Origin of the sequence: Aidingimonas halophila (genome assembly GCF_900106955.1) — a bacterium.
In the GTDB taxonomy this organism is placed as follows: Bacteria; Pseudomonadota; Gammaproteobacteria; order Pseudomonadales; family Halomonadaceae; genus Aidingimonas; species Aidingimonas halophila.
In genome coordinates, this window is sequence record NZ_FNNI01000004.1 from 244229 (window position 1) to 267272 (window position 23044).

The window sequence follows — 23044 nt, forward strand, 5'->3', positions numbered from 1 at the left end:
GGCTTGCCATGCTGGTCGTTCGTCCTGCCACGCCGGCGGATCTGCCACATCTGGAGCGGTTGGCCGGTAGTGCAATGCCAAGGTTGACCAATCTGCCGGTCCATCGCGATCGTCTGGAAGAGCGCATCACGCGTTCCCAGCGGGCGTTCAGTCGCGATATCGATTTCCCCGGCGATGAGCATTACACCTTCGTGATCGAGGATCGCGAACGACATGAGGTGGTGGGCACGGCCACCATTCGCGCCCAGGCCGGTGCCAGCGAGGCCTATTACACCTACCGCCAGGAAACGTTGATCCATGCGTCGCAACAGTTGAATGTGCGTCGTGAGGTGCAAACGCTGTCGCTGTCTCATGAAGTTTCCGAAGCGACCCTGCTCTGTGCCCTGTCGCTCGATTCACGTTACAAGGGGACGACGGCGGAAAGCCTGCTGCGGCGAGCACGACTGATGTTCATTGCCCAGTATCCGGAACGCTTTTCAACCATCCTTGCCGTTGCCTTCCCCGGTTATCTCGATGGCGAGGGAGAATCGCCGTTCTGGAACAGTGTGGGTCGCCACTTCTTCGTGCGGAGCTTCCAGGAGATCAATCACCTGGCAGGGGTGCGGTCCAAAAGCTTCATTGCCGAGGTGATGCCGCAGTTTCCGCTTTACCTGCCGTTGTTGACGCCGCAGGCAAGAGCCGCCATCGGTCGGGAACACCCCGATCATGAGCGTGCCCTGGAGGAAATGCTGGCGGAAGGGTTCGTGCGTAGCCGTCATGTCGACATCTTCGATGCCGGTCCAGTGGTCAAGGGAGAGCGCGATCGCCTGGAAACCTTCCAGCGTGCTGCCTGGCATCCGGTCCGTGTTCGCCCGGACGCCGTCCTGCCCGATGCCGAGCCCGCCATGATCGCCAACCAGAAACTCGGCGATTTCCGCTGCGTGGTGGCGCGTTATGCCCTGTCGCCTACCGGGCAGCTGATGCTGACGCCCGAGCACGCCGCGATCCTGGGTGTCGAGGAAGGACGTGCGGTATTGGCGGCGCCATTGGGATTGCCCGATGCCGAGGATGCGATCGACGAAGGAGAGTTGTGATGCATATTCGCCCCATTGCCCGAGGGGATCTCGATGGTTTGCAGGTCCTGGCGCAGGAAACGGGGGTCGGTTTTACCTCGCTTCCCGACAATCGCGATTTTCTGGCCAGCAAGATCGAATCGGCGGTAAGCGCATTCGAGGAGCGCACACCGGCCGATGATCGTCTCTATTTCTTTGTTCTCGAGGACGATGCGCGTGGTGAACTGGTGGGGTGCTGCGCCATCGAAGGCCAGGTAGGACGCGAGGTGCCGTTCTATAATTACCGAGTCGGTACCCTGGCCCACTCGTCGGTGCAACTCGATCTGCATCGCACGATCGATACGTTGTTCCTGAGTTCCGACCATACCGGTGACGCCGAGGTCTGTTCGCTCTATCTGCGCCCCGAATACCGCCGCGATCGCAACGGCGCACTGCTATCCAAAGCGCGCTGGTTGTTCATGGCGCAGTTCCGTGACCGCTTTCCGAACAAGGTGCTGGCCGAAATGCGGGGGGTCTTCGATGAGAACGGCGTGAGTCCCTTCTGGGAGTGCCTGGGCAGCCATTTTTTCCCGATGGCGTTTACGGAGGCCGATCGGCTGACAGGGCTGGGACAGAAGAGCTTCATCGGTGAATTGATGCCCAAGTTCCCGATCTACACCCCCTTCCTGTCCGAAGCGGCACGGGCCTGTATCGGTGAGGTGCACGAGCAGACGCGTCCCGCTCTGGAGATGCTCAAGAAAGAGGGGATGCGTTGGGAAGGGTATATCGACATTTTCGACGGCGGTCCGACGGTGGAAGCCTATCTCGATGATGTCCGTGCGATTCGCACTTCCCGACTTTGCCAGGTGGAGGTCGCCGGCGAGGCCGACAACACGGAACGTCCGAGCTGGCTGGTATCGACGACCGAAATGGTGAACTTCCGTGCCGCCTGGGTCGGCCGCGGCCCCGACGATCATGACGTGATAACACTCACCGAGGAGGAAGCGCGCCGGCTGGACGTTGGCGCGGGCGATTCCCTGCGGGTACTCGAAACATAGGAGTGGATGATGCAAGCCAAGCAGCAACTGCTGATCGGTGGTGCCTGGCTCGATGGCGAGTCGGCGCGTTTCGACAAGACCGATCCCGTATCCGGTGAACGTCTGTGGGAAGCGGCTTCCGCCAGCACCAGGCAGGTCGAGTCGGCCGTCGCCCGGGCCCGTGAGGCATTTCCCGGTTGGGCACGCACGCCATTCGCGCAACGCCAGTCGCTTGTCGAGCGCTTCCGTGAGGTGCTGGAAGCCCGTCGCGAACCGCTGGCGACCGCGATCGCCCGGGAAACCGGCAAGCCATTGTGGGAAGCGCGGACTGAAGTCGGCGCCATGATCGGCAAGGTGGCGATCTCGATCCGGGCATACGAGGAGCGCACCGGGCAGCGTGAACGGGATGTCGGAGACGCCAGGGCGGTGCTGCGCCATCGTCCGCACGGTGTCATGGCGGTTTTCGGCCCTTACAATTTCCCCGGCCATCTACCCAATGGGCATATGGTACCGGCACTGCTGGCCGGCAATACCGTGGTGTTCAAGCCCAGTGAACAAACGCCACTGACGGCTGACCTGACGTTGCAATGCTGGCTTGAGGCCGGATTGCCCGATGGCGTGATCAACCTGGTGCAGGGAGCTGCGCCGGTAGGGCAGGCACTGGCTGCTTCGCCGTCGATCGATGGTCTGCTGTTCACGGGAAGCCCTCAGGTGGGAGATATTCTGCATCGCCAGTTCGCCGGCCAGCTCGACAAGATCCTGGCACTCGAACTCGGCGGTAACAATCCGTTGGTGATCCGGGATGTGCCTGACGAGCGGGCGGCCGTGCTGACCATTCTCCAGTCGGCCTTCCTGTCCGGCGGTCAACGCTGCACGTGTGCCCGCCGCCTGATCGTCCCGCAGGGCGAGGTGGGCGATCGTCTGATCGAGGCGTTGGTCAATGCCATCGACAGACTGCACGTGGCCGACCAATTCGCCTCGCCCGAACCCTTCTATGGTGGCGTGGTCAGTCGCCACGCGGCGGATGGCCTGTTGCAGGCCCAGACGAATCTCGAGGCGCTCGGCGGCACGGTGCTGGCGCGTGCCCGGTGTCTGCAAGAGGGGACCAGCCTGCTGTCGCCGGGACTGATCGATGTCTCCGGGCTGGACGTCCCTGATGAAGAATATTTCGGTCCACTGCTCAAAGTGCATCGCTATCGTGACTGGGACGAGGCTATTGCGCTGGCTAACGATACCCGTTACGGCTTGTCCGCCGGCTTGATCGGTGGCGAGCAGGAGGACTGGGACGACTTCCTCCTGCGCATCCGCGCCGGCATCGTCAACTGGAACCGCCAAACGACCGGGGCCTCTGGTGACGCGCCCTTCGGGGGCATCGGTAACAGCGGTAACCACCGGCCGAGTGCCTATTACGCCGCGGATTATTGCGCCTATCCGGTGGCGTCGATGGAGACGGGAACCTTGGCATTGCCTGATAATCTGCCGCCGGGGGTCGAACTGTGACGCAACCGAGTGATTTCCGTGAAGTCAATTTCGATGGACTGGTCGGGCCGACACACAACTATGCCGGTCTGGCTCATGGCAATGTGGCATCGATGTCCCATGAGGGTCTGGCATCCAACCCCAGGGAAGGGGCGTTGCAGGGGCTGGCCAAGATGAAATCGCTGTACGACGCCGGATTCAGCCAGGGCGTGTTGCCTCCGCAGCAACGTCCCGATCTGGGAGCCTTGCGCGCTTTGGGGTTTGCCGGCAGCGACCGTCAGGTGCTGGAACGTGCCGCGCGAGAGGCGCCGCCGGTGCTGAGGGCAGTGTGTTCGGCATCGAGCATGTGGACGGCCAACGCCGCGACCGTTTCGCCTAGCGTCGATACGGCGGATGGCCGGGTTCACTTCACGCCGGCCAATCTGCAGTCGAGCTTTCACCGCTATCTGGAGCCGGCGACGACGGCCCGAGTGCTGGCCGCGATCTTCCGGGACGAGGCGTGTTTCGCGCATCATCCGGTGCTACCGGCGACACCGGCGTTTTCCGACGAGGGTGCCGCCAATCACACGCGGCTGTGCGAGCGCTATGGTGAGGCGGGGGTTAACCTGTTCGTCTATGGGCGACGTGCCTTTGGGGGCGATGTCGAACCCCGGCGTTATCCGGCGCGCCAGGCGCTGGAGGCCAGCCAGGCCATTGCCCGGCAGCATGGCCTGGGGGACCGTCAGGCGGTATTCGCTCAACAGCATCCCGACGCCATCGATGCCGGTGTCTTCCACAATGATGTGATCGCCGTGGGCAACGGTCCGGTACTGCTTTACCACGACATGGCCTTTCGCGATGAAGAGAACACACTCGAGGCGATACGCGACACACTTTCGACGCCCTTGATCCCCGTGCGTGTGCCGAGCGAGGCGGTCAGTCTCGAGGAGGCGGTGGCGTCGTACCTGTTCAATTCGCAACTCCTCAGCCAGCCCGATGGCAGCATGACACTGGTGGTACCGGGGGAGTGCCAGGAGAACGAGTCGGTCTGGCGCACGATTCAGGACTTGTTGCTGGCCGGCTATAACCCGATCAGCGAGGTCATGGTCAAGGATGTGAAGCAGAGCATGCGAAACGGCGGCGGCCCGGCGTGTCTGCGCTTGCGTGTCGTGTTGTCCGCCCGGGAACGTCAGGCGTTGTCCGGACGCGTGCTGTTGGACGAATCGCTTTACCATGAGCTGACCGCCTGGGTGGAGCGTCATTATCGCGACCGGCTGGTGCCGGATGACCTGGCCGATCCGCAGCTGGCCGAGGAAAGCCTGACCGCGCTGGATGAATTGACGCAACTCCTGCAGATCGGTTCGGTGTATCCGTTTCAGCGAGCGTGATGGTTCCGCAAGTCCTGTTGGCCCGGCTCGCGGGCCACCGAATCGTCATCCTTTCGTGATGCAACGTTCATGACCCTGTCACCTGCCGCCGTTACTCCTATGGGTCCACCGTGACCTTTAGGAGGAGGCAAGACCATGGTTTTCAATCGACGCGCGCATTTCGAAGAGGCGGAAAACAGGCCCAGCAATCCGAATCTTCAGCACTCCATCGGTGAGATCATCGAACGCCGTTATTCCCGCCGCGGCTTCCTCAAGGGAGCCGGCTACGGCGGGCTCGGTGTGGCGGCCATCAGTGCCATGAATCCCCTGACGGCCGCCATTGCCGCCGACAGTGGATCCCTGGACCGTTTCGCCTTCGATGAGATCACCCATGGTGTGGATACCACCCACCACGTTGCCGATGGCTACAATGCCGATATTCTCATTCGCTGGGGCGATCCGCTGTTTGCCGAAGCACCCACGTTCGATCCTCATGACCAGAGTGCCGATGCGCAGGAGCGTCAGTTCGGCTACAACAACGATTATGTCGGTTTCGTGCCGCTGGAAGGGCGCTTCGATCACGGCCTGCTGGTGGTCAATCATGAATATACCAATGAGGAACTGATGTTCCCCGGCCTCCCGGGACCGTTGGATGCGCACGATTTCAGCGGAATGACCCGCGAGATGGTGGAAATCGAGAAAGCGGCGCATGGTGTCTCGGTCGTGGAAGTCAAGCGCGAGGGTGGACGCTGGCGCTACATTCAGGGTGGGCGCTACAACCGTAGAATCACGCCTCGTTCGACCGAGATCGCGATTGCCGGCCCCGTCGCCGGTCATGATCGCGTCAAGACCGACGCCGATCCGGACGGCCGCACGGTGATCGGTACGCTCAACAATTGTGCCGGTGGCGTGACGCCATGGGGCACCATTCTCACCTGTGAAGAGAACTTTCACGGTTATTTCCTGGGGGATGCCGAGTCCCATCCGGAAAAGGACAAACTCGAGCGCTATGGTGTACCGGGCCACTCCTATGCCTGGGGGGATTTCGATCGACGCTTCGATATCAGCCGTGAGCCCAACGAACCGAATCGCTTCGGTTGGGTGGTCGAAATCGATCCCATGGATCCGCAATCCACGCCGGTCAAACGGACCGCACTGGGACGTTTCAAGCATGAAGGGGCGGCCAGCATGCTGACCGAAGATGGTCGGCTGGTGGTTTACATGGGAGACGATCAGCGTTTCGACTATGTCTACAAGTTCGTCAGCCGCGATGTCGTGAATCATGCCGATCCGGCGGCCAACCGCGACCTGCTCGATCACGGCACGCTCTACGTGGCGCGTTTCGACGAGGACGGCAATGTCGACTGGTTACCGCTGGAACATGGTGACGGACCGTTGACCGAAGAAAACGGTTTCGCCAGTCAGGCCGATGTCTTGATCGATACCCGCTTGGCTGCCGATGCCCTGGGGGCAACGCCGATGGATCGTCCCGAAGATGTCGAGGGCAACCCGGCGACCGGCGATGTCTATATCATGCTGACCAACAACACCGAGCGCACCGAATCACAGGTCGACGCCGCCAACCCCAGGGAAGACAACACCTTTGGCCATATCGTCGAGATCATCACCGACGGCCAGCATACCGCGACGCAGAACCGCTGGGAGGTGCTGGTGCAGTGCGGCAACCCCGCCGACGGCGAGGTGGGAGCCATGTGGAATCCCGCGACGAGCGACGATGGCTGGTTCGCCGCGCCGGACAACTGTGCCGTGGATGCCCGTGGCCGTTTATGGGTGACCACGGATCAGGGCGGTAGTTGGTCGAAAACCGGCACGGCCGATGGCGTCTGGGCGCTGGAAACCGAGGGCGAGCGTCGCGGCACAGGGAAGATGTTCTTCCGCGTGCCTGTCGGCGCGGAAATGTGTGGTCCCTGCTTCACGCCTGACGATACCGCCTTCTTCGTCGCCGTTCAGCATCCGGCGGCGGATGGTATCGAGGCGTTCGAGGGTCATGACGGTCGGTCCAGCTTCGAGAATCCGGCGACTCGCTGGCCGGATTTCCACGACGGCATGCCGCCACGTCCGTCACTCGTCTCCATCACCCGGAAAGGTGGGGGCACCATCGGTTGATACCTCGGGTATACGCTACGTACTATCGCCGACGAGCAGTTCGAACCCCACATCGACCCGGTCCTGTTCGACCGGGCGGCCTTCGATGCGTGCAATGAGCTGTTCGGCGGCAATGCGGCCAATGGCTTCGCGGGGAGAGGCAATGGTCGTCAACCTCGGTGTGACGGCCTGGCCGATGGGCAGACCGGTGAATCCGCACACAGCGATGTCCTCCGGCACACGAATGCCGTGACGTACGGCGTGAAGTACCGCACCGGTCGCCAGGATATCGTCGGCAAAATGGATGGCGTCAGTCGTGGGGTAGCTATCCAGCACACGCTCCAGTGCGTCTCCCCCCACGGCGAAATCGCTGGGATCGTCCCATTCGAGTAGCGGTGCGTCCTGGCCGTGTTCGGCCAGCAGGTCGCGATGCCCCTCATACCTGAGGCGGGCGCGATAGTTGCCGCCCATATGGGTGCCGGCATAGACCAGATGCCGATATCCCGTATCGAGCAGGTGGCGTGTCATGCAGCGTCCGGCCTGGTAATGCGACAGGCCCACATTGAGGTCGATGGCATCGCCCAGTTCCATGATTTCAACGATCGGCTTGGGCCATTGCCGAAGCAGATCGGCACATCCCGGCTCGTGACGCAGGCCGGTCGTGACCAGGGCGGAGGACGACCAGCCGAAGAAGGTCTTCACCAACTCCCGTTCACGCTCCATGTTGTAGTCGGTATTGCCCAGCAGGATCTGATAGCCGTGTGCTTCGAAGGTGCGTTGCAGCCCTTGAATGACTTCGATGAACACCACATTGGAGAGCGATGGCACGATGACGGCGATGAATCGTGAATTGGCCGATGCCAGACTGCCCGCCACCATATTGCGAACATAACCCACCTTGTCGATGGCCGCCTCGACCCGGCGACGTGTCGATTCCCGGACGCTGTCCGGCGAGTTGAGCACACGCGAAACAGTGATCGAGGACACCTCGGCTTCCCGGGCGACATCGCTGAGCGTGGGACTATCGGAGCCCTTCCTGCGTCGCCGTTCCGGTGATTGTCGGCCATCAGTCATGTCTTGCTCCTTGCCCAGGATGTCGTGTCGCGATTCCCGGCCCCCGATCGGTAACGCCAGGGAAACCGATAGTGACTCCCTGCGAAAATCTAGACATTAGTCGGAGTTGTCTTTGTCATCCTTGCGTCTCTCAGGCGCATCATCTAAATATGATGTTAGCGCTAACATGAATAGCCGACACCACGACTTTTGGCAAGCATTCACACGCAAAGGGAGTCCTCGAATGCCACAGCAATCCGCATCGAACACCATTGGCATCATCGGCCTGGGAGCGATGGGTGCGGGGATGGCAACTGCCATGCGCGATGCGGGACTGAACGTCATCGGGTGCGATGTATCGGCACAGGCGCGTGAGGCGCTCGAGGCCCAGGGGGGGCGATGCGTGGCGTCACCGAAGGCGCTGGCCGCCGAGTGCCGTGTCGTGGTGTTGGTGGTGGTCAATGCGGAACAGGTCGAGGCAGTGCTGTTCGGTGATGACGGCCTCGCCGGGTCGATGGCGCCGAACAGCCTGATCATGCAGTGCGCCACCGTAGCCCCGAGTTATGCCAGGTCGCTGGGAGGTCGTCTGGCCGATCGTGGGCTGTCGATGCTGGATGCGCCTATCAGTGGTGGCGCCACCAAGGCGCGACAAGGCGAGCTGTCGGTAATGGCGTCCGGCAGTGAAGCGGCGTTCCAACTGGGGGCTGTCGCGCTCGACGCCATGGCCGCCAAGGTGCACCGGCTCGGAGATGAGCCCGGCGCCGGCTCCAGCGTCAAGCTGGTCAATCAGCATCTGGCCGGGGTTCACATCGCTGCCGCCGCCGAAGCCATGGCCCTGGGCATCCGAATGGGTCTGGATCCGCACGCCTTGTACGACGTCATCACGCACTCCGCCGGTAACTCCTGGATGTTCGAGAACCGTGTCCCTCACATCCTGTCAGGCGATTACACCCCGCTGTCTGCCGTGGATATCTTCGTCAAGGATCTCAACCTGGTACACCAGACCGGGAGGGAACTGACGTTGTCGATGCCGGTGGCCGCCAGCGCCCTGCAGCAATTCACCGCTGCCAGCAGTGCCGGACTGGGGCGCGAGGACGACGCGGCGGTCATCAAGGTGTACCAACGACTGGCCGGATTGACACTACCGGCTGCCAACGATACCGATCATAGCGAGGTGACTTCATGACATTGGTGCTGGGCGCGATTGCCGACGATTTCACCGGGGCCACCGATCTGGCCAACAATCTGGTGCGTGCCGGCATGCGAACGGTACAGGTCATCGGTGTGCCGAATGACGGCGTGACGCTGGACGATGTGGATGCCGTGGTGGTGGCTCTGAAATCCCGCACCTGTCCGGTCACGGAGGCGGTGAGCGACTCGTCGGCTGCACTGACGTGGCTGCAGGCCCAAGGGGCCCGGCAGATCTTCTTCAAGTACTGTTCGACATTCGATTCGACCGACGAGGGGAATATCGGCCCCGTGGCCGATGCCCTGCTCGATCGTCTGGGAAGCGAGCAGACCGTGATGGTCCCGGCGTTTCCCATCAATGGACGTACCGTCTATCAGGGCCACCTGTTCGTGGGCAACCGTCTGCTCAACGACAGTGGTATGGAAAAACATCCGCTCAATCCCATGACCGATGCCGACCTGGTGCGGGTACTGTCACGACAGACGCCGTATCCGGTGGGGCTGCTGTCCCGTCCTGTGCTGGCGGGAGGGTTCGAGGCGACGCATCAGCGGTTGCAGTCGTTGCGCGATGAGGGCGTGCGTCATGTGATATGCGACACCCTGGATGAGCATGATCTGGAAACGCTGGCGGCGGCCGTCGTGGAGTATCCGCTGGTGACCGGTGGATCCGGATTGGGACAGGCGTTGCCGTCGGAGTATCGTCGCCTTGGCTGGTTGGCCGATGTCGATGAGCCGGGAAAATTGGTGCCATCCAGCGGGGCAGCGCTGGTCGTATCCGGTAGCTGTTCCCGCATGACACTGGCTCAGGTCGATCATTTCCTGGCCGACCACGCCGGATTCGGCCTGGACCCTCTGGCGCTGACGGAAAACGACGAGCAACTCGAAAAGGCGTTGGCCTTTGCCCGAGAGCGGTTGTTCGGCAGCGACGGCTCTGCCGAACCGGTATTGCTGTATGCCTCGGCAGCACCGGAAAAGGTCGAGAAGGCTCAGGAGCAACTCGGGGTCACAGAGGCCGGCGCCGTGGTCGAGCGTGCCTTGTCCTGGCTCTCGAAAGTGCTGGTCGAGGAGGGAGTCGGGCGACTCGTGGTGGCTGGCGGCGAAACCTCCGGCGCGGTGGTCTCGGCATTGGGCATCCGCGAATTGCGCATCGGGGAACAGATCGATCCGGGGGTGCCCTGGACCCAGGCCCCCATATCGGGCCGTGATGCGCCCCTGTCACTAGCACTGAAATCCGGCAATTTCGGCGATATCGATTTCTTTTCACGGGCGTTCGAGGTGTTGCCATGAGCGTACGAAACGAGAGCCAGTTGCGCGAGCAGATCACGGTGCTTGGCAAGTCGTTGTTCGACCGCGGCCTGACCATGGGCTCCAGTGGCAATATCAGCGTACGACTGGAAGACGGTGGCTGGTTGATGACGCCCACCAATGCCTGTCTGGGACGGCTCGACCCGGCCCGGATATCGCACCTGGATGCGCAAGGGAGAGAGATAGACGGCGACAAGCCAACCAAGGAGACGTTCCTGCACATGGCGATGTATGCCGAACGTCCTCACTCCCAGGCCATCGTTCACTTGCACTCGACACATTCGGTGGCGGTGTCCTGTCTGCCTGATATCGATCCACATGACTGCATCCCGCCATTGACGGCCTACTATGTCATGCGCGTCGGTCGATTGCCGCTGGTGCCTTACCACCTCCCCGGTGACCCGGCGCTGGGCGATGCCGTCCAGGGGTTGGCAGGCAAGCACAGTGCTGTGTTGCTGGCCAATCATGGCCCGGTAGTGGCCGGCAAATCGCTGGAGGCGGCGGTGTATGCCACCGAAGAACTGGAAGAGACCGCCAAGCTCTTCCTGTTGCTGCACGGTCGCAATCCTCGTGCCCTGACCGAGGAACAAGTGGCGGAATTGGAAGCCCGTTTTCCGCGGGATTGATGACGTCACCACAACAATGACATCGCCAAATCGGGAGTGAAGTCTGCCATGCATGTATTGATGACCGGTGCGGCCGGGTTTCTCGGCCAACGTCTGACCCGGGCCCTGATCGAACGTAACGCGCTCGATGGACGGGCGCTCTCACACCTGACGCTGGTGGATCAGATGGAGGCGCCGATTCCCTCCGATGCCGCCTGTTCGGTGGACACCCGAGCCCTGGATATTACCGCCGACGGTGCGATGGATGCGGTACTCGATACACGCCCGGATGTCATTTTCCACCTCGCGGCCGTGGTCAGTTCGGCGGCCGAGGCCGATTTCGATCTGGGCATGCGGGTCAATTTCGACGCCACGCGGGCCTTGCTGGAAGTGTGTCGGTCACGCGAACTGTCGACGACCCGGCTGATCATGGCCAGCTCCGTGGCGGTCTACGGGGGGGACATGCCCGAGGTGCTCGATGACATGACGGCGTTGCAGCCGCAGAGCTCCTACGGCACCCAAAAGGCCATGTGTGAGCTGCTGATCAATGACTACAGTCGTCGCGGTTTCGTCGACGGCCGGGTATTGCGTTTGCCCACCATCGTGATCCGGCCGGGCCGACCCAATGCCGCGGCATCGAGCTTCGCCTCAGGCATTCTGCGTGAACCGCTCAACGGTGAGGAGACCGTGTGCCCCGTACCGACCGATCTGGAACTGTTCGTGATGTCACCGGACCGTGTCATCGAGGCACTGTTGCATGGTGCTGATGTCCCGGGTGCGGATTTCGGAGCCTCGCGCAGCCTGATGTTGCCGGGGCTGACGGTACGCGTCGATGAGATGCTGGAAACGTTGCGTGAGGTGGCCGGTCAGGAGGCGCTGGATCGGGTCAGCTACGAGCGTGATCCACGCATCGAGTCGATCGTCGCAAGCTGGCCGCCGCGTTTCGAGACACATAAGGCACAGCGATTGGGATTCAAAGGCGATGATAGCTTCCGCGATATCGTCGACGCCTACCTCGAGGAATCACGCAAAGCATGAAGAGGTAGGTGGCGCGGGTAACCGGGGTACATGACAGGCCCCTGAGCAAGGTTCAGCGGTGAATCCGTTGGCCAACCATCAAAGCGCAAACTCCGTAGGAGGATATAACAATGACAGCACGCTTCGCTCGCAGCGCATTGAGTGCCGCCATCGCCGGTGCATCGACACTGGCATTGGCCACCGTCAGTCTCAATGCTCAAGCTCAGCAAACCATCACGATCGGACACACCACCTCCGACAATTCCCACTATTCGGTGGGGGTCGATGCCTTTGCCGAAAAACTGGAAGAACTCAGCGACGGCGCCTTCGTCGTCGACGAACAGCCGTCCGGTGCCCTGGGCGGGGAGCGCGACATGATCGAGGGGCTACAGATCGGCACCCTGGATGCAGTCGTTACCTCGACCGGACCATTGGGCAATTTCGTTCCCGAGACCTATGTGCTGGACCTGCCGTTCCTGTTCGAGGACTACGATCACGCCCGCTGTATCCTCGATGGCGAGATCGGTCAGGACCTCCTGGATAAGGTGGAAGAGAACGATCTTGTCTCCCTGGCCTGGACGGAGAACGGGTTCCGTCACATGACCAACAGCGATCGGGATATCAAGACGCCTGAGGATGCCGAGGGTCTGAAGATCCGCACCATGGAGAACGAGATGCACATGGCGGCCTTCGAGGAGATGGACGTTCAGCCGACGCCGATGGCATTCCCTGAACTGTTCACCGCGCTGCAGCAAGGCACGGTTGACGGGCAGGAGAACCCCATTTCCGTCATTCTGACCAGCAATATGTGGGAGGTTCAGGATCGTCTCTCGTTGACCGGTCACGTCTATTCACCGGCCATCATGCTGGCGTCGCCGGTATTGTGGGACGAGCTGAGTGAAGAAGAACGGGAGTGGTTCACCGAGGCGGCTCGCGCTGGCGCCGAAGCCACCCGTGCCGAAGTATCCCGGCTCGAGACCGAAGGGGTCGAAGAGCTCAAGGAGAAGGGTATGACAGTGGTCGAGGACATCGACAAATCCCGCTTCCAGGAAGCCGTCGAACCCTCGTACACGACATACACCGATGAATACGGCAGTGAAATGCTGGATCGCATCCGCAATAACGACGACTGCTGATTCCTCCCTGAACCCCCTCCCCGGCGGCACCGCCGGGGAGGTCTGATACAAGGTGAACACCATGGTGGAACGCTTCCTGCGTGTCGAGTCTCATCTCACACGCCTGGCATTGTTCGTCGCCGTGTTGATGCTGGTTCTCTCGGTCGTGACAGGTTTTTACCAGGTATTGACTCGGTTTGTCTTCAATGCGCCGTCGACCTGGTCGGAAGTGATGGCCCGCTCGACGATGATCTGGTGTGTCTTCCTGGCCATGGCACCCTGTTTTCGCGGTGGCTACATGATGGCCGTCGAGATCATCTACAAACTGGTACCGGCACGGGCGCTGATGCTGGTGGAGAGCTTTATCGGACTGGCCTGTCTCATCGTGCTGGTGATTCTGTTCTACTTCGGCATTGCGATGACAGTGCGCGTGGGCGGTCAGACATTGTCCGGACTGGGAATCTCGATCGCCTGGGCGTATGCAGCGATTCCGGTAGGTGCGGGATTTTCCCTGATTGCCTTGTGCGCCCGACTGCTGGCTCAGTTGACGGGCCGCGAGACCATTGGTCCACCGCGGGATGAAGCGGAAGAGAGCGTGACATCCGACACCACTGCCGATTCCCGGAAAGAGAGGAGGGCTCGCTCGTGAACGCTGCTATCGCGATCTCCCTGGTGATCCTGTTTGCACTTGGTGTCCCGATCGCCATCTCCATGGTATTGGCGTCGGTGATCGGCATCGAGTTCTTTTCACGACTGCCGCTGTTGATGGTGCCTCAACGGATGTTCGTCGGCATCGACAACTTTCCTTTGATGGCGATTCCGTTCTTCATTCTGGCGGGTAACCTGATGGCATCCGGGGGTATCTCGAAACGCCTGGTCGATCTCGCCAAATCCATCGTCGGGGGGTTGCAGGGTGGCCTGGCCATGACCTGTGTACTGACCTGCATGATGTTCGCGGCAGTCTCGGGGTCGAGCGTGGCAACGACCTTTGCCATCGGTTCGATCCTGATTCCGGCCATGGTCAGGCACGATTATCCCAAACCGTTGGCCGCTTCGATTCAGGCATCGTCCTCGGAGCTGGGCGTGCTGATACCGCCGTCGATTCCGTTGATCCTGTACGGTGTGAGTACCGATACGTCCATTGGACGGCTCTTCATCGCCGGTATCGGGCCGGGCCTGTTGGTCGGCGGGGCATTGCTGACCTTCCTGTATCTGTTCTGCAAGCTGAGAGGGTACGGCCTGCGCGACCGTGAGGATCGCACCGGTTTCGTATCGGCCTTCAAGCGCGCCTGGGTCGCCATGCTGATGCCGGTGATCGTGATCGGCGGCATCTATGGTGGCGTGTTCACGCCGACCGAGGCTTCGGCGGTGGCGGTGGTCTATGCCCTGGTCGTCGGTGGCCTGATCTATCGTGAACTGACGTTGCAGGATCTCTGGCCCATTCTGCGCCAGAGTGTGATCTCCACGGCCACCGTGATGTTGATCATTTCCGCCGCGGCCTTGTTCAGTTTCCTGATCAGCCGTTCGGGGCTGCCATCCCAGATTGCGGCCTGGGTGACCGAGGTCTTCGACAGTCCGGTGTCCTTCCTGCTTGCCGTCAACGTCATGCTGTTGATCATCGGCATGTTCGTCGAAACATCGGCGGCCATCCTGGTTCTTGCGCCGATATTCACGCCGATCGCCATGCAGTACGGCATCGATCCGGTCCATTTCGGCTTGATCGTCGTCGTCAATCTGGCGCTGGGCATGTTCACGCCGCCATTGGGGGTCAACCTGTTCGCCGCATGTGCCGTGGCGAAATTGTCGATCGATCAGTTGCTCCCCTGGCTCCTGCGGTTCGTGCTGGTCGTGCTGGCATGCCTGATGGCCATCACCTACATGCCCTGGATCTCGATGGGACTGGTTGACCTCTTGTATTGAATGTCTTTCACCATTGTCAACGGAGGTATGATTCATGAGTCGATTACCCGTCACGCCACCCTGTGCGGCGCTGATAGGTGGAGAGTGGGTCACCACACCACAGTCACTGAGTGTCGAGGCACCCTCGTCAGCCACACCACTGGCCGAGATTGCTCGTTGCCAGTCATCCCAGGTCGACGCGGCCGTCGATGCCGCGCGGCAGGCGTTCGATGGCATCCGGGGGACCTGGAGCCAATGGTCGGCGCGTCAGCGTGGCGAATGGTTGTATCGCTTTGCGGAGGCCATCGATGCCGATGCCGAGACATTGAGTACGCTGGAGTGCGCCGATACCGGCAAACCGATGCGTCAGGCCAAGGGGGATATCTCTGTCTGTGCACGTTACTTCCGTTTCTATGCCGGCGGCGCCGACAAGTTGCATGGCGAGACCATTCCCTTCGAAACCGATTATACGGTCATGACCTTGCGTGAACCCTACGGGGTCTGTGGTCAAATCATTCCCTGGAACTATCCGGCGCAGATCTTCGGTCGCTGTATTGCTGCCGCACTGGCGGCCGGCAACACGGTCGTTCTCAAACCCGCCGAAGATGCCTGTCTGAGCGTGCTGCGCCTGGCGGAGCTGGCCATGCAGTGCGGGCTTCCCGAAGGCGTGCTCAATGTCGTTCCGGGCCTCGGCAGTGAAGCCGGTGCCGCGCTGTCGGAGCATTCACGCATCGATCACCTGTCATTCACCGGGTCGCCGGCGACCGGTACGCTGGTGACACAGGCGGCGGCGGCCAACCATGTGCCGGTGACCATGGAGCTGGGCGGCAAGTCACCGCAGATCCTGTTCGCCGATGCCGATATGGATACGGCGCTGGCCACGGTCGTCAAGGCGATCATCCAGAATGCCGGCCAGACCTGCTCTGCCGGTAGCCGACTGCTGGTCGAATCCAGTTGTTACGACCAGGTAGTGGCGGCACTGAGCGAACGTTTCTCCGCGCTTCTCTGTGATGCCGGCGAGGCGGATCCGGACTGCGGACCGCTGATCAATGCCCGTCAGCGCGCCAAGCTCGAAGACCGGCTTGCCGCCGCCAAGGCCGATGGCATCCGTGTCGCTGCCGCCGGCCAACTGGCGGAGAGTGCACCTGCCGAGGGGCATTTCGTCGTTCCCCAGATGCTGGTCGATGTTCCCGAGGGGCACCATGTGAGTTGTGAGGAACTGTTCGGGCCGGTTTTGGCCGTACAGCGCTTCAACGATGAAGACGATGCCATCCGGTTGGCGCATACCAGTGACTTCGGCCTGTGCGCCGGCATATGGACGCGTGATGGCGGCCGCCAACAGCGCTTGGCCAAGCGTATCCGCAGCGGACAGGTGTTCATCAATGACTATGGGGCGGCCGGTGGTGTCGAGTTGCCGTTCGGTGGCATGGGCCGCTCCGGCCACGGTCGCGAGAAGGGCTTCGAAGGCCTGAAAAGCTATACCCAGATCAAGACCGTCGCTATCCGGCACGGCTGAGGAAAGACAATGACCTACAAGATTGCAGTACTCGCGGGTGACGGCATCGGCCAGGAAGTGATGCCGCAAGGCCTCAATGTGCTGGAGGCGGTGGCCAGGCGGTTTGACCTGCCACTGACGTTCGAGCATTTCGATTTTGCCAGCTGTCGTTACTACATGGAGCATGGTGTCATGCTTCCGGATGACTGGTACGAGACCCTTACCCGCTTCGATGCCATCTATTTCGGTGCGGTGGGGTGGCCGGAAACCGTACCCGATCATGTGTCTGCCTGGGGCTCGCTTCTCAAGTTCCGGCGGGCCTTCGATCAGTATGTCAATCTGCGCCCCTGCCGCCTGATGCCGGGCATAGAGAGTCCCCTCAAGGGGCGTGAACCGGGCGATATCGATTTCCTGGTGGTACGCGAGAACACCGAAGGTGAGTATTCGCAGTTGGGGGGCAAGGTATTCGAGGACACGGATCGTGAAGTCGTTCTACAGGAAACCTTGATGACGCGCCATGGCGTCGATCGTGTCTTGAAATATGCCTTCGAACTGGCTCGGTCACGGCCACGCAAGAAGCTGACCTCGGCGACCAAATCCAACGGGTTGTCGATTTCGATGCCTTACTGGAATGATCGCGTCAAGGCGATGAGCAGCCACTACTCGGATGTCGATGTCGATCAGTTCCATATCGATATCCTCACCGCCAATTTCGTGTTGCACCCCGACTGGTTCGACGTCGTCGTCGCCAGCAATCTGTTCGGTGACATCCTGTCCGATCTGGGACCGGCCTGTACCGGAACCATCGGCATCGCTCCCTCCGGTAATATCAACCCGACCAAGCAGTATCCCAGTCTGTTCGAACCGGTTCACGGCAGTGCGCCGGATATTGCCGGTCAGGGCATCGCCAATCCGATCGGCCAGATATGGTGCGGGGCGATGATGCTGGATCACCTGGGCGAGCCGGCGGCGGCGGAAGCCATCGTCAAGGGAATCGAGGCCGTTCTCGAGCGCAGCGACCGGTCGATCGTGACGCCGGACCTGCAGGGAACGGGGTCCACGGAGACGCTGGGGAATGCGATCGTCGATGCCGTGTCAGTCGGTTGACCGCATGAATGCGAAACGTAAGGAGGTGACATGATGAGCAGACAATACCGGGTCGGCATGATCGGCGTGGGCCTCATGGGGCATGGCATTGCCAGCAACATTCTGCGGGCAGGGAATGAATTGCGGTTCCTCGATCATCCCGGCAACCAGCCGGTGGATGACCTGTTGGCTGCGGGGGCGTCTCGCCTTGCAACGGCACGGGAGGTGGCCGAGACATCGGACGTGATCATTCTCTGCGTGACCGGTACGCCCCAGGTGGAAAGCGTGCTTTTCGATCAGGACGGTGTCCTGGAAGGCTTATCCCCGGACACGATCGTGATCGATTGTTCAACGGCCATTCCCCGCTCCACGCAGACCATTGCCGGCAAGGTCGAAGCCGCCGGCGGCCGTTTCCTGGATGCCGCCATGACGCGGACTCCCAAGGAGGCGGCCGAAGGGCGGCTGAACCTGATCGTGGGGGCCACGGGGGATCTGTTCCAGGACGTCCGCCCGCTGCTGGAGAGTTTCTCCGAGCATATTACCCATGGCGGTCCGGTCAGTTCCGGACATAAGCTCAAATTGCTGCACAATTATGTCTCATTGGGCTTCACGGCCGTCCTCGCCGAAGCGGCGGCGGCCTCGCGCCAGGCCGGTATCGACGACGATGTCTTCCTCGAGGTCCTGGGCAATGGTGGCGGTGGTGGCGTCGTGCTGGAGCGGTTACGACCGTTCATCAACGACGCTGACCCGTCGGGGTTCCGTTTCAGCCTGTCCAACAGCCTCAAGGATGTCGGCTATTACAATGCCATGGCCGGTGATGTCGGCGCCTCGCACCAGGTCGCCGAGGCGATCGAAGCGCTCTATAGCCAGGTCAATGACCAGGGGGAGGGCGACCGCCTGGTACCGGAGTTGATCAGTTTGCTGGGTGAGCGCTGAGCCGTCGCTCAAGCGATATCGGCTTTGCGGATCTTGTCGAAATAGCTGTCACCGCCGATCTGTCCGCCTTTGAAGGCAATCTCCAATCCATCGAAGGCGGGATCGTCACTGTAGGCCGTACAGAGTGGCGATCCCGGCGTTTCCGGCAGAGGAAGCCGTGTCGTCAGGGCCTGAATGTCCAGTTGCCGGATGGCATGACTCGAGGTATCCCCCCCGGCGACCACGACGCGGGTGAGTCGTTCGCGACGCACGATCTCCCGCATCAGGTAGCCGAGTTGCTGGCCCAGTTGATGGCGAGTTGTCGACGATAACGCCTCGTGATGACTGTCCGGTCCCAGCGCCGTGTAGAGTACCACGCTGCGACCGGCCTGCAGCGCAGTGAACGCCTCGGCCAGTACCGCGTCGCGCTCGGCGCTGGCGACAGTCTCGTCGGTCAGGCTCTCGACATCGAGCTTGATGCCATGGAAGCCATCCGCCTGTGCCTGCCGGATCTGCCGGGCGGTGGTTTCCGAACAGCTACCGGAGACGACGGCGATCCGTTCCACGGGCCCCGGGTTACTGAAGCGGGGAGCCTTACCGATGATGCCCTGTCGTCGCCACTCCGCGAGCAGGGCGTATTCCACGCCTGACGAGCCGACAATGAAGCTTCCCGTGCTTGGTCGGGTGCGCCATAGCTGGCGTCCCACCGATGCTTGGCCGGTTTCATCGAGCACATCGAAGAGCAAGGCGTCATGCTGTTGTCGTTGGGTGTCGACCCGGGCATCGATATCGCTCATTCCCAGCGCGATGACATCCACCAGGCCGATGTCCAGTGACGTCTGGCGGGCGAGGTGACGACGCAGGTCGGCTTCGTCCATGGGAGTGACCGGGTGGCGGGACATGACCGGGTGGCGATCGATGCGGTACACCTCACCCCTGGCGGCGGCGAACAGGTGACCGAACGCGGTGTAGCGTTTCATCTGAGGAACGCCGACGACGATCGAGGCGCAATGCCGGTCGTGAAGCTCTCGCCCGATCTCCAACGCGCAACCGATATTTCCGACTTCCGGGGCACTGTCGAAGGTCGAACAGGTCTTGTAGTGACAGAGTGAGGCACCACGTGCGCGAAGCCATGTCAGCGCAGGGGCCAGGTGTTGCCGCATCCAGGCAGGTGATTCGCTGCGGCTGGTGCCCGCCAGGCCGATGGCACGGTAGTCTGCGAAGCGGGCCAGCTGCGCATCATCGGGTATCTGGGTGAACAAGACGGCCGGTACCCCCTGACTGCTCAAGGCTTCCAGCACATCCGTGGAACCGGTCAGGTCGTCGCCGTAGTAACTGATCAGCGGCGCGTCGGGAGTGACTGACATTAGCGGAATGCCTCCAGTGCCTGGGCGAGTTCGGGATGGTCGATGGCATGGTCGTCCAGTGTGATGCCGGCAACGGCGGCGTCCCAAGCCTGGCGCAGACTGCGTACCCCGGCACCGATGCCGCCCGGGTGCGCCATGATGCCGCCCCCGGCACAGAAGATCAGATCGGTGCTGCCGATGGCCTGGTAGGTATCGACGGCCTGGTCGGCGGTCTGCCCCGACGAGAATACCGGCATGACCTCGCAGCCCGGTGTCGGGGGATCGAACATCGGCGTCAGGCAACTGCGGGCGCTGGCGATCACGCTGGCGTCGTCCTCGGTGAACTTGTTGCGCAGTCCATTGACGTGGAGATGATCGACCCCGGCCAGACGCCAGAGTTTCTGGTACGCGATGTAACTCATGCCGATATAGGGCGAACGGCTGAACAGGCCCCATCCCGCTCGGTGGCCATGCAAGGCCAACCGGCAGTGGCGGCGCAGGTGGGCTACGCCCGAGAGTCCGACGCTCTGGATAGCCACCATCACGCACGTGCCGCCGGCAGCGGCAACATAGTCGTGATTTTCAATCATCTCATCGATGTCGCCGGTGATATTGAAGGCGTACATCACTTGACGACCGGTGCGTTCGGCATGCTCGCGAATGATTGGCATCACCGCATCGACACGGGACTTCAGCGGGTTGTGTGGACCGTTGGACTGCAGCTCGTCATCCTTGATGAAATCGATTCCCCCCTCGACCAACTGCCTGACCGTTTCCGCGGTCGCTTGAGGAGATAACCCCACGCTGGGTTTGATGATGGTGCCGATCAGGGGACGATCGGGGACGCCGCTCAACTGACGGGTGCCGGCGATACCGAACTGAGGACTTGGATAACGTCGGGCGAAGTCGGTCGGCAGTGTCAGATCGAGTAACTTGAGCGCTGAAAACTCCTTGAGCTCGAACAGGTTGCCGGCCACGGTCGAAAGCAGGTTGGGCAGCGAGGGGCCGAAATTGGCCATCGGCCAGGACAGGGTGACCTTGGCACGCTGGTAAAGCGGCGTGCCGTCCCGTGCTTTCGGTGGGCGAATGGGAAGTGACGGGACATCGACACTGTCCAGCCGCTCGATATGTTCGACCACGGCACCGTGATTGGCGCGCAGGTCATCGGTTTCACTCGCCAGGCGGGTAAACGTGCCGGAAGATTGCTCGCCGGCCATGACGTCAATCGCCTGTTCGACCGGATAGGGCGTCTCGATGAAGTAACTGGCGTGGATACGCTCACTCATGGCACGTCTCGTTCAGGTGATTCGCTGGATACTGGCGGCGATTTCCTCAGGTTCGAATACGCGCTTCCAGTCATCGCGCATCAGCATCGGTTTGCCGTTTTCGATCGCCTTGTTGCAGGCATCCGAGAAGACGCCGGGCTGCTCGTCGAAGGTGACCGCGCCCAGAATGTTCATGTGGCCAAGTAGAAAATCACGGGCGCACTGCTCGGACACCCCGCGCTTCACGACTTCATCCATGGCGTCCCGCATTACCGCCAGCAGGGTGGCGCAAACCGTTTCCGACAGTCCCGGTTCGAGCAGCGCCATCTGCTCCACCGACACTCGGTGGGCCCGATCGACAGGGGCATATATGGTCCTGGCGATCGACTCGCCCAGATCGAAATGGCGTTCATCGCCTTGCATCAGGGCGCTGACGATGTGCTGGACCGCCTTATCGCCACCGAAGAAATCCCGCTTCGCCTCCAGGTCGGTTTCGTCATTGAAGATCGAGGGGTGGCAGGGGTGAGTCACGAAATAGATCAGGTCGTCACGCTCGGGCAAGTGGCCGGCAAACGGCGCAGCAGCATCCAGAGCGATCACCATGGTGCCGCTGGCGAGATTGGGCGAGAGTTGGTGGGCGATCTTGCCGATCAGAGTATCGGGCACGGCCAGGATGACGACGTCGACTCCATCGATCGCGGTCTCGGTGTCGACGCAATCGATGTCGAGCGCCTGTTTCAGGCGTTGACGGCCTTCGTTGCTCACTTCGACATGGCGCACCTGAAACGTGGAATCCTTGAGGTTGCGGGACAAGCGGAACCCCATTTTTCCGCCGGCGCCGATCAATGCAATGCTAGTCATTGTGACTCTGCCTCTTCGTATGGCGAGAAATTGTGATACAACTGGTATAATGACATAATAAGTAGACCATACCGTCAAACACACTTTGGTCGTAGACGTATCGCCTCATGGCCAATGGTGGATATGCTGCCTGCCAGTGTTACCGAGGAAGGCTCAGTCATGAATGATGTTGCCAAGATCGCTCGCCGCAAACTCTCCGATGAAGTCTTCGATCGACTCTACGCCATGCTGCTCAATGGTGATTATGCGCCCGGCGATCATCTGCCGTCCGAGCGAGAGCTGATGGAAACGTTCGGTGTCGGGCGTCCGGCGATCCGGGAGGGAATGCAGGCATTGGAGCGACATGGCATGGTAACGATCCAGCACGGCCAGCGCCCCAAGGTGACGATGCCGACGGCCGATGGCTTGCTATCGCAGATCGAGTTGACGGCCATGCATATGCTCTCCAGTTCGAGTGAATCGCTGGAGCATTTCAAGGAAGCCCGTGCCTTTTTCGAGATGGGGATGGTGGGTCGTGCGGCCCGAATGGCCGACGATGAGGCCATAGCGATACTGGAAGCCCATCTGGAAACGCAGCGGCAGGCATTGAACCGGGATGCGGGTGCCTTCATCAAGGCCGATATGAGTTTTCACACCGCGATCGCCGGGATGACCGGCAATCCCATCTTTTCGGCAGTGAGTCAGGCCATGCTCAACTGGCTGGCCAACTTCCATACCGCCATGCTGCACTGGGCGGGCAATGAACATGTCACTCTCGACGAGCATGAGCGTATCCTGGCGGCACTCCGGGAGCGTGACGAGGTCACCGCCGTCGCGGAAATGCGTGCCCATCTCGATCGGGCTCGGAGTCTTTACAGCCTGACCTGAGCATGACCGCTATACTCAAGCCAGCCAG

General features: G+C 61.4%; 20 protein-coding genes. 16 read left to right on the top strand and 4 right to left on the bottom strand.

What is annotated here, in order from left to right:
* Window positions 1-8 precede the first annotated feature (8 nt).
* The 5 genes from BLW01_RS09345 (at window position 9) to BLW01_RS09365 (ending at window position 7020) form a co-directional block, all read left to right on the top strand.
* Window positions 9-1073, top strand: coding sequence for an arginine N-succinyltransferase (locus tag BLW01_RS09345; RefSeq protein WP_092569242.1), 1065 nt, complete (start codon window positions 9-11; stop codon window positions 1071-1073).
* Window positions 1073-2089 carry an arginine N-succinyltransferase gene (gene astA, locus BLW01_RS09350; RefSeq protein ID WP_092569243.1) on the top strand — a complete coding sequence of 339 codons (1017 nt, stop codon included), beginning with the start codon at window positions 1073-1075 and terminating at the stop codon, window positions 2087-2089. Before BLW01_RS09345 ends, astA begins: the two co-directional genes overlap by 1 nt.
* Before the next feature lie 9 nt (window positions 2090-2098).
* A complete protein-coding gene (astD, locus tag BLW01_RS09355; protein WP_092569244.1) occupies window positions 2099-3568 on the top strand; it encodes a succinylglutamate-semialdehyde dehydrogenase in 1470 nt (489 codons plus the stop codon).
* The gene (gene astB / locus BLW01_RS09360) at window positions 3565-4914 is read left to right on the top strand and encodes an N-succinylarginine dihydrolase (RefSeq protein ID WP_092569245.1); all 1350 of its coding nucleotides are present in this window, start codon (window positions 3565-3567) and stop codon (window positions 4912-4914) included. Before astD ends, astB begins: the two co-directional genes overlap by 4 nt.
* A gap of 135 nt (window positions 4915-5049) precedes the next feature.
* Window positions 5050-7020, top strand: a complete 1971-nt coding sequence (locus tag BLW01_RS09365; protein WP_092569246.1) for a PhoX family protein — start codon at window positions 5050-5052, stop codon at window positions 7018-7020.
* A 15-nt stretch (window positions 7021-7035) separates the two neighbouring features.
* Here the strand turns inward: BLW01_RS09365 and BLW01_RS09370 are convergent, their stop codons facing one another.
* Entirely contained in the window at window positions 7036-8073 is a 1038-nt protein-coding gene (locus BLW01_RS09370) for a LacI family DNA-binding transcriptional regulator (RefSeq protein WP_092569247.1), read from the bottom strand.
* 166 nt (window positions 8074-8239) lie between these two features.
* Here BLW01_RS09370 and ltnD point away from each other — a divergent pair, with 166 nt between their 5' ends.
* The 10 genes from ltnD to BLW01_RS09420 all read left to right on the top strand — a co-directional run bounded on the left by ltnD (window position 8240) and on the right by BLW01_RS09420 (window position 18698).
* On the top strand, window positions 8240-9238 hold the full coding sequence (gene ltnD / locus BLW01_RS09375; RefSeq protein WP_092569248.1) for an L-threonate dehydrogenase: 999 nt from the start codon (window positions 8240-8242) through the stop codon (window positions 9236-9238).
* Window positions 9235-10527, top strand: a complete 1293-nt coding sequence (otnK, locus tag BLW01_RS09380) for a 3-oxo-tetronate kinase (protein WP_092569249.1) — start codon at window positions 9235-9237, stop codon at window positions 10525-10527. The genes ltnD and otnK overlap by 4 nt, the downstream gene beginning before the upstream one ends.
* The gene (gene otnC, locus BLW01_RS09385; protein WP_092569250.1) at window positions 10524-11171 is read left to right on the top strand and encodes a 3-oxo-tetronate 4-phosphate decarboxylase; all 648 of its coding nucleotides are present in this window, start codon (window positions 10524-10526) and stop codon (window positions 11169-11171) included. The genes otnK and otnC overlap by 4 nt, the downstream gene beginning before the upstream one ends.
* Window positions 11172-11219: 48 nt before the next feature.
* Window positions 11220-12188, top strand: coding sequence for a D-erythronate dehydrogenase (denD, locus tag BLW01_RS09390; RefSeq protein ID WP_092569251.1), 969 nt, complete (start codon window positions 11220-11222; stop codon window positions 12186-12188).
* 110 nt (window positions 12189-12298) lie between these two features.
* Window positions 12299-13303 (top strand): TRAP transporter substrate-binding protein, encoded by a 1005-nt coding sequence (locus BLW01_RS09395; protein ID WP_092569252.1) that lies wholly within the window; start codon window positions 12299-12301, stop codon window positions 13301-13303.
* Window positions 13304-13364: 61 nt separating this feature from the next.
* Window positions 13365-13931, top strand: a complete 567-nt coding sequence (locus BLW01_RS09400) for a TRAP transporter small permease (RefSeq protein ID WP_092569253.1) — start codon at window positions 13365-13367, stop codon at window positions 13929-13931.
* Window positions 13928-15202, top strand: a complete 1275-nt coding sequence (locus BLW01_RS09405; RefSeq protein ID WP_092569254.1) for a TRAP transporter large permease — start codon at window positions 13928-13930, stop codon at window positions 15200-15202. The genes BLW01_RS09400 and BLW01_RS09405 overlap by 4 nt, the downstream gene beginning before the upstream one ends.
* A 34-nt stretch (window positions 15203-15236) precedes the next feature.
* Window positions 15237-16697, top strand: a complete 1461-nt coding sequence (locus BLW01_RS09410; RefSeq protein ID WP_092569255.1) for an aldehyde dehydrogenase family protein — start codon at window positions 15237-15239, stop codon at window positions 16695-16697.
* Window positions 16698-16706: 9 nt separating this feature from the next.
* Window positions 16707-17783, top strand: coding sequence for a tartrate dehydrogenase (locus tag BLW01_RS09415; protein ID WP_092569256.1), 1077 nt, complete (start codon window positions 16707-16709; stop codon window positions 17781-17783).
* A 33-nt stretch (window positions 17784-17816) separates the two neighbouring features.
* A complete protein-coding gene (locus BLW01_RS09420; RefSeq protein WP_092569384.1) occupies window positions 17817-18698 on the top strand; it encodes an NAD(P)-dependent oxidoreductase in 882 nt (293 codons plus the stop codon).
* Between the two features lie 8 nt (window positions 18699-18706).
* Here BLW01_RS09420 and BLW01_RS09425 read toward each other — a convergent pair whose 3' ends face one another.
* From BLW01_RS09425 to BLW01_RS09435, 3 genes are read right to left on the bottom strand one after another with little or no spacing between them, the layout of a single operon-like run.
* Entirely contained in the window at window positions 18707-20044 is a 1338-nt protein-coding gene (locus BLW01_RS09425; protein WP_092569257.1) for a four-carbon acid sugar kinase family protein, read from the bottom strand.
* The gene (locus BLW01_RS09430) at window positions 20044-21309 is read right to left on the bottom strand and encodes a ribulose-bisphosphate carboxylase large subunit family protein (RefSeq protein WP_092569258.1); all 1266 of its coding nucleotides are present in this window, start codon (window positions 21307-21309) and stop codon (window positions 20044-20046) included. Before BLW01_RS09430 ends, BLW01_RS09425 begins: the two co-directional genes overlap by 1 nt.
* A 12-nt stretch (window positions 21310-21321) precedes the next feature.
* Window positions 21322-22149 carry a phosphogluconate dehydrogenase C-terminal domain-containing protein gene (locus BLW01_RS09435; RefSeq protein ID WP_092569259.1) on the bottom strand — a complete coding sequence of 276 codons (828 nt, stop codon included), beginning with the start codon at window positions 22147-22149 and terminating at the stop codon, window positions 21322-21324.
* Between the two features lie 159 nt (window positions 22150-22308).
* On the opposite strand from BLW01_RS09435, the gene nanR reads away from it, so the two are divergent.
* On the top strand, window positions 22309-23016 hold the full coding sequence (nanR, locus tag BLW01_RS09440) for a transcriptional regulator NanR (RefSeq protein ID WP_092569260.1): 708 nt from the start codon (window positions 22309-22311) through the stop codon (window positions 23014-23016).
* Window positions 23017-23044: the final 28 nt, after the last annotated feature.

Coding starts and splice junctions, on each gene's coding strand:
- BLW01_RS09345 (WP_092569242.1), top strand. CDS start 9: ATGCTGGTCGTTCGTCCTGCCACGCCGGCGGATCTGCCACATCTGGAG.
- astA (WP_092569243.1), top strand. CDS start 1,073: ATGCATATTCGCCCCATTGCCCGAGGGGATCTCGATGGTTTGCAGGTC.
- astD (WP_092569244.1), top strand. CDS start 2,099: ATGCAAGCCAAGCAGCAACTGCTGATCGGTGGTGCCTGGCTCGATGGC.
- BLW01_RS09365 (WP_092569246.1), top strand. CDS start 5,050: ATGGTTTTCAATCGACGCGCGCATTTCGAAGAGGCGGAAAACAGGCCC.
- BLW01_RS09370 (WP_092569247.1), bottom strand. CDS start 8,073: ATGACTGATGGCCGACAATCACCGGAACGGCGACGCAGGAAGGGCTCC.
- ltnD (WP_092569248.1), top strand. CDS start 8,240: ATGAATAGCCGACACCACGACTTTTGGCAAGCATTCACACGCAAAGGG.
- otnK (WP_092569249.1), top strand. CDS start 9,235: ATGACATTGGTGCTGGGCGCGATTGCCGACGATTTCACCGGGGCCACC.
- otnC (WP_092569250.1), top strand. CDS start 10,524: ATGAGCGTACGAAACGAGAGCCAGTTGCGCGAGCAGATCACGGTGCTT.
- denD (WP_092569251.1), top strand. CDS start 11,220: ATGCATGTATTGATGACCGGTGCGGCCGGGTTTCTCGGCCAACGTCTG.
- BLW01_RS09395 (WP_092569252.1), top strand. CDS start 12,299: ATGACAGCACGCTTCGCTCGCAGCGCATTGAGTGCCGCCATCGCCGGT.
- BLW01_RS09400 (WP_092569253.1), top strand. CDS start 13,365: ATGGTGGAACGCTTCCTGCGTGTCGAGTCTCATCTCACACGCCTGGCA.
- BLW01_RS09410 (WP_092569255.1), top strand. CDS start 15,237: ATGAGTCGATTACCCGTCACGCCACCCTGTGCGGCGCTGATAGGTGGA.
- BLW01_RS09415 (WP_092569256.1), top strand. CDS start 16,707: ATGACCTACAAGATTGCAGTACTCGCGGGTGACGGCATCGGCCAGGAA.
- BLW01_RS09420 (WP_092569384.1), top strand. CDS start 17,817: ATGAGCAGACAATACCGGGTCGGCATGATCGGCGTGGGCCTCATGGGG.
- BLW01_RS09425 (WP_092569257.1), bottom strand. CDS start 20,044: ATGTCAGTCACTCCCGACGCGCCGCTGATCAGTTACTACGGCGACGAC.
- BLW01_RS09430 (WP_092569258.1), bottom strand. CDS start 21,309: ATGAGTGAGCGTATCCACGCCAGTTACTTCATCGAGACGCCCTATCCG.
- BLW01_RS09435 (WP_092569259.1), bottom strand. CDS start 22,149: ATGACTAGCATTGCATTGATCGGCGCCGGCGGAAAAATGGGGTTCCGC.
- nanR (WP_092569260.1), top strand. CDS start 22,309: ATGAATGATGTTGCCAAGATCGCTCGCCGCAAACTCTCCGATGAAGTC.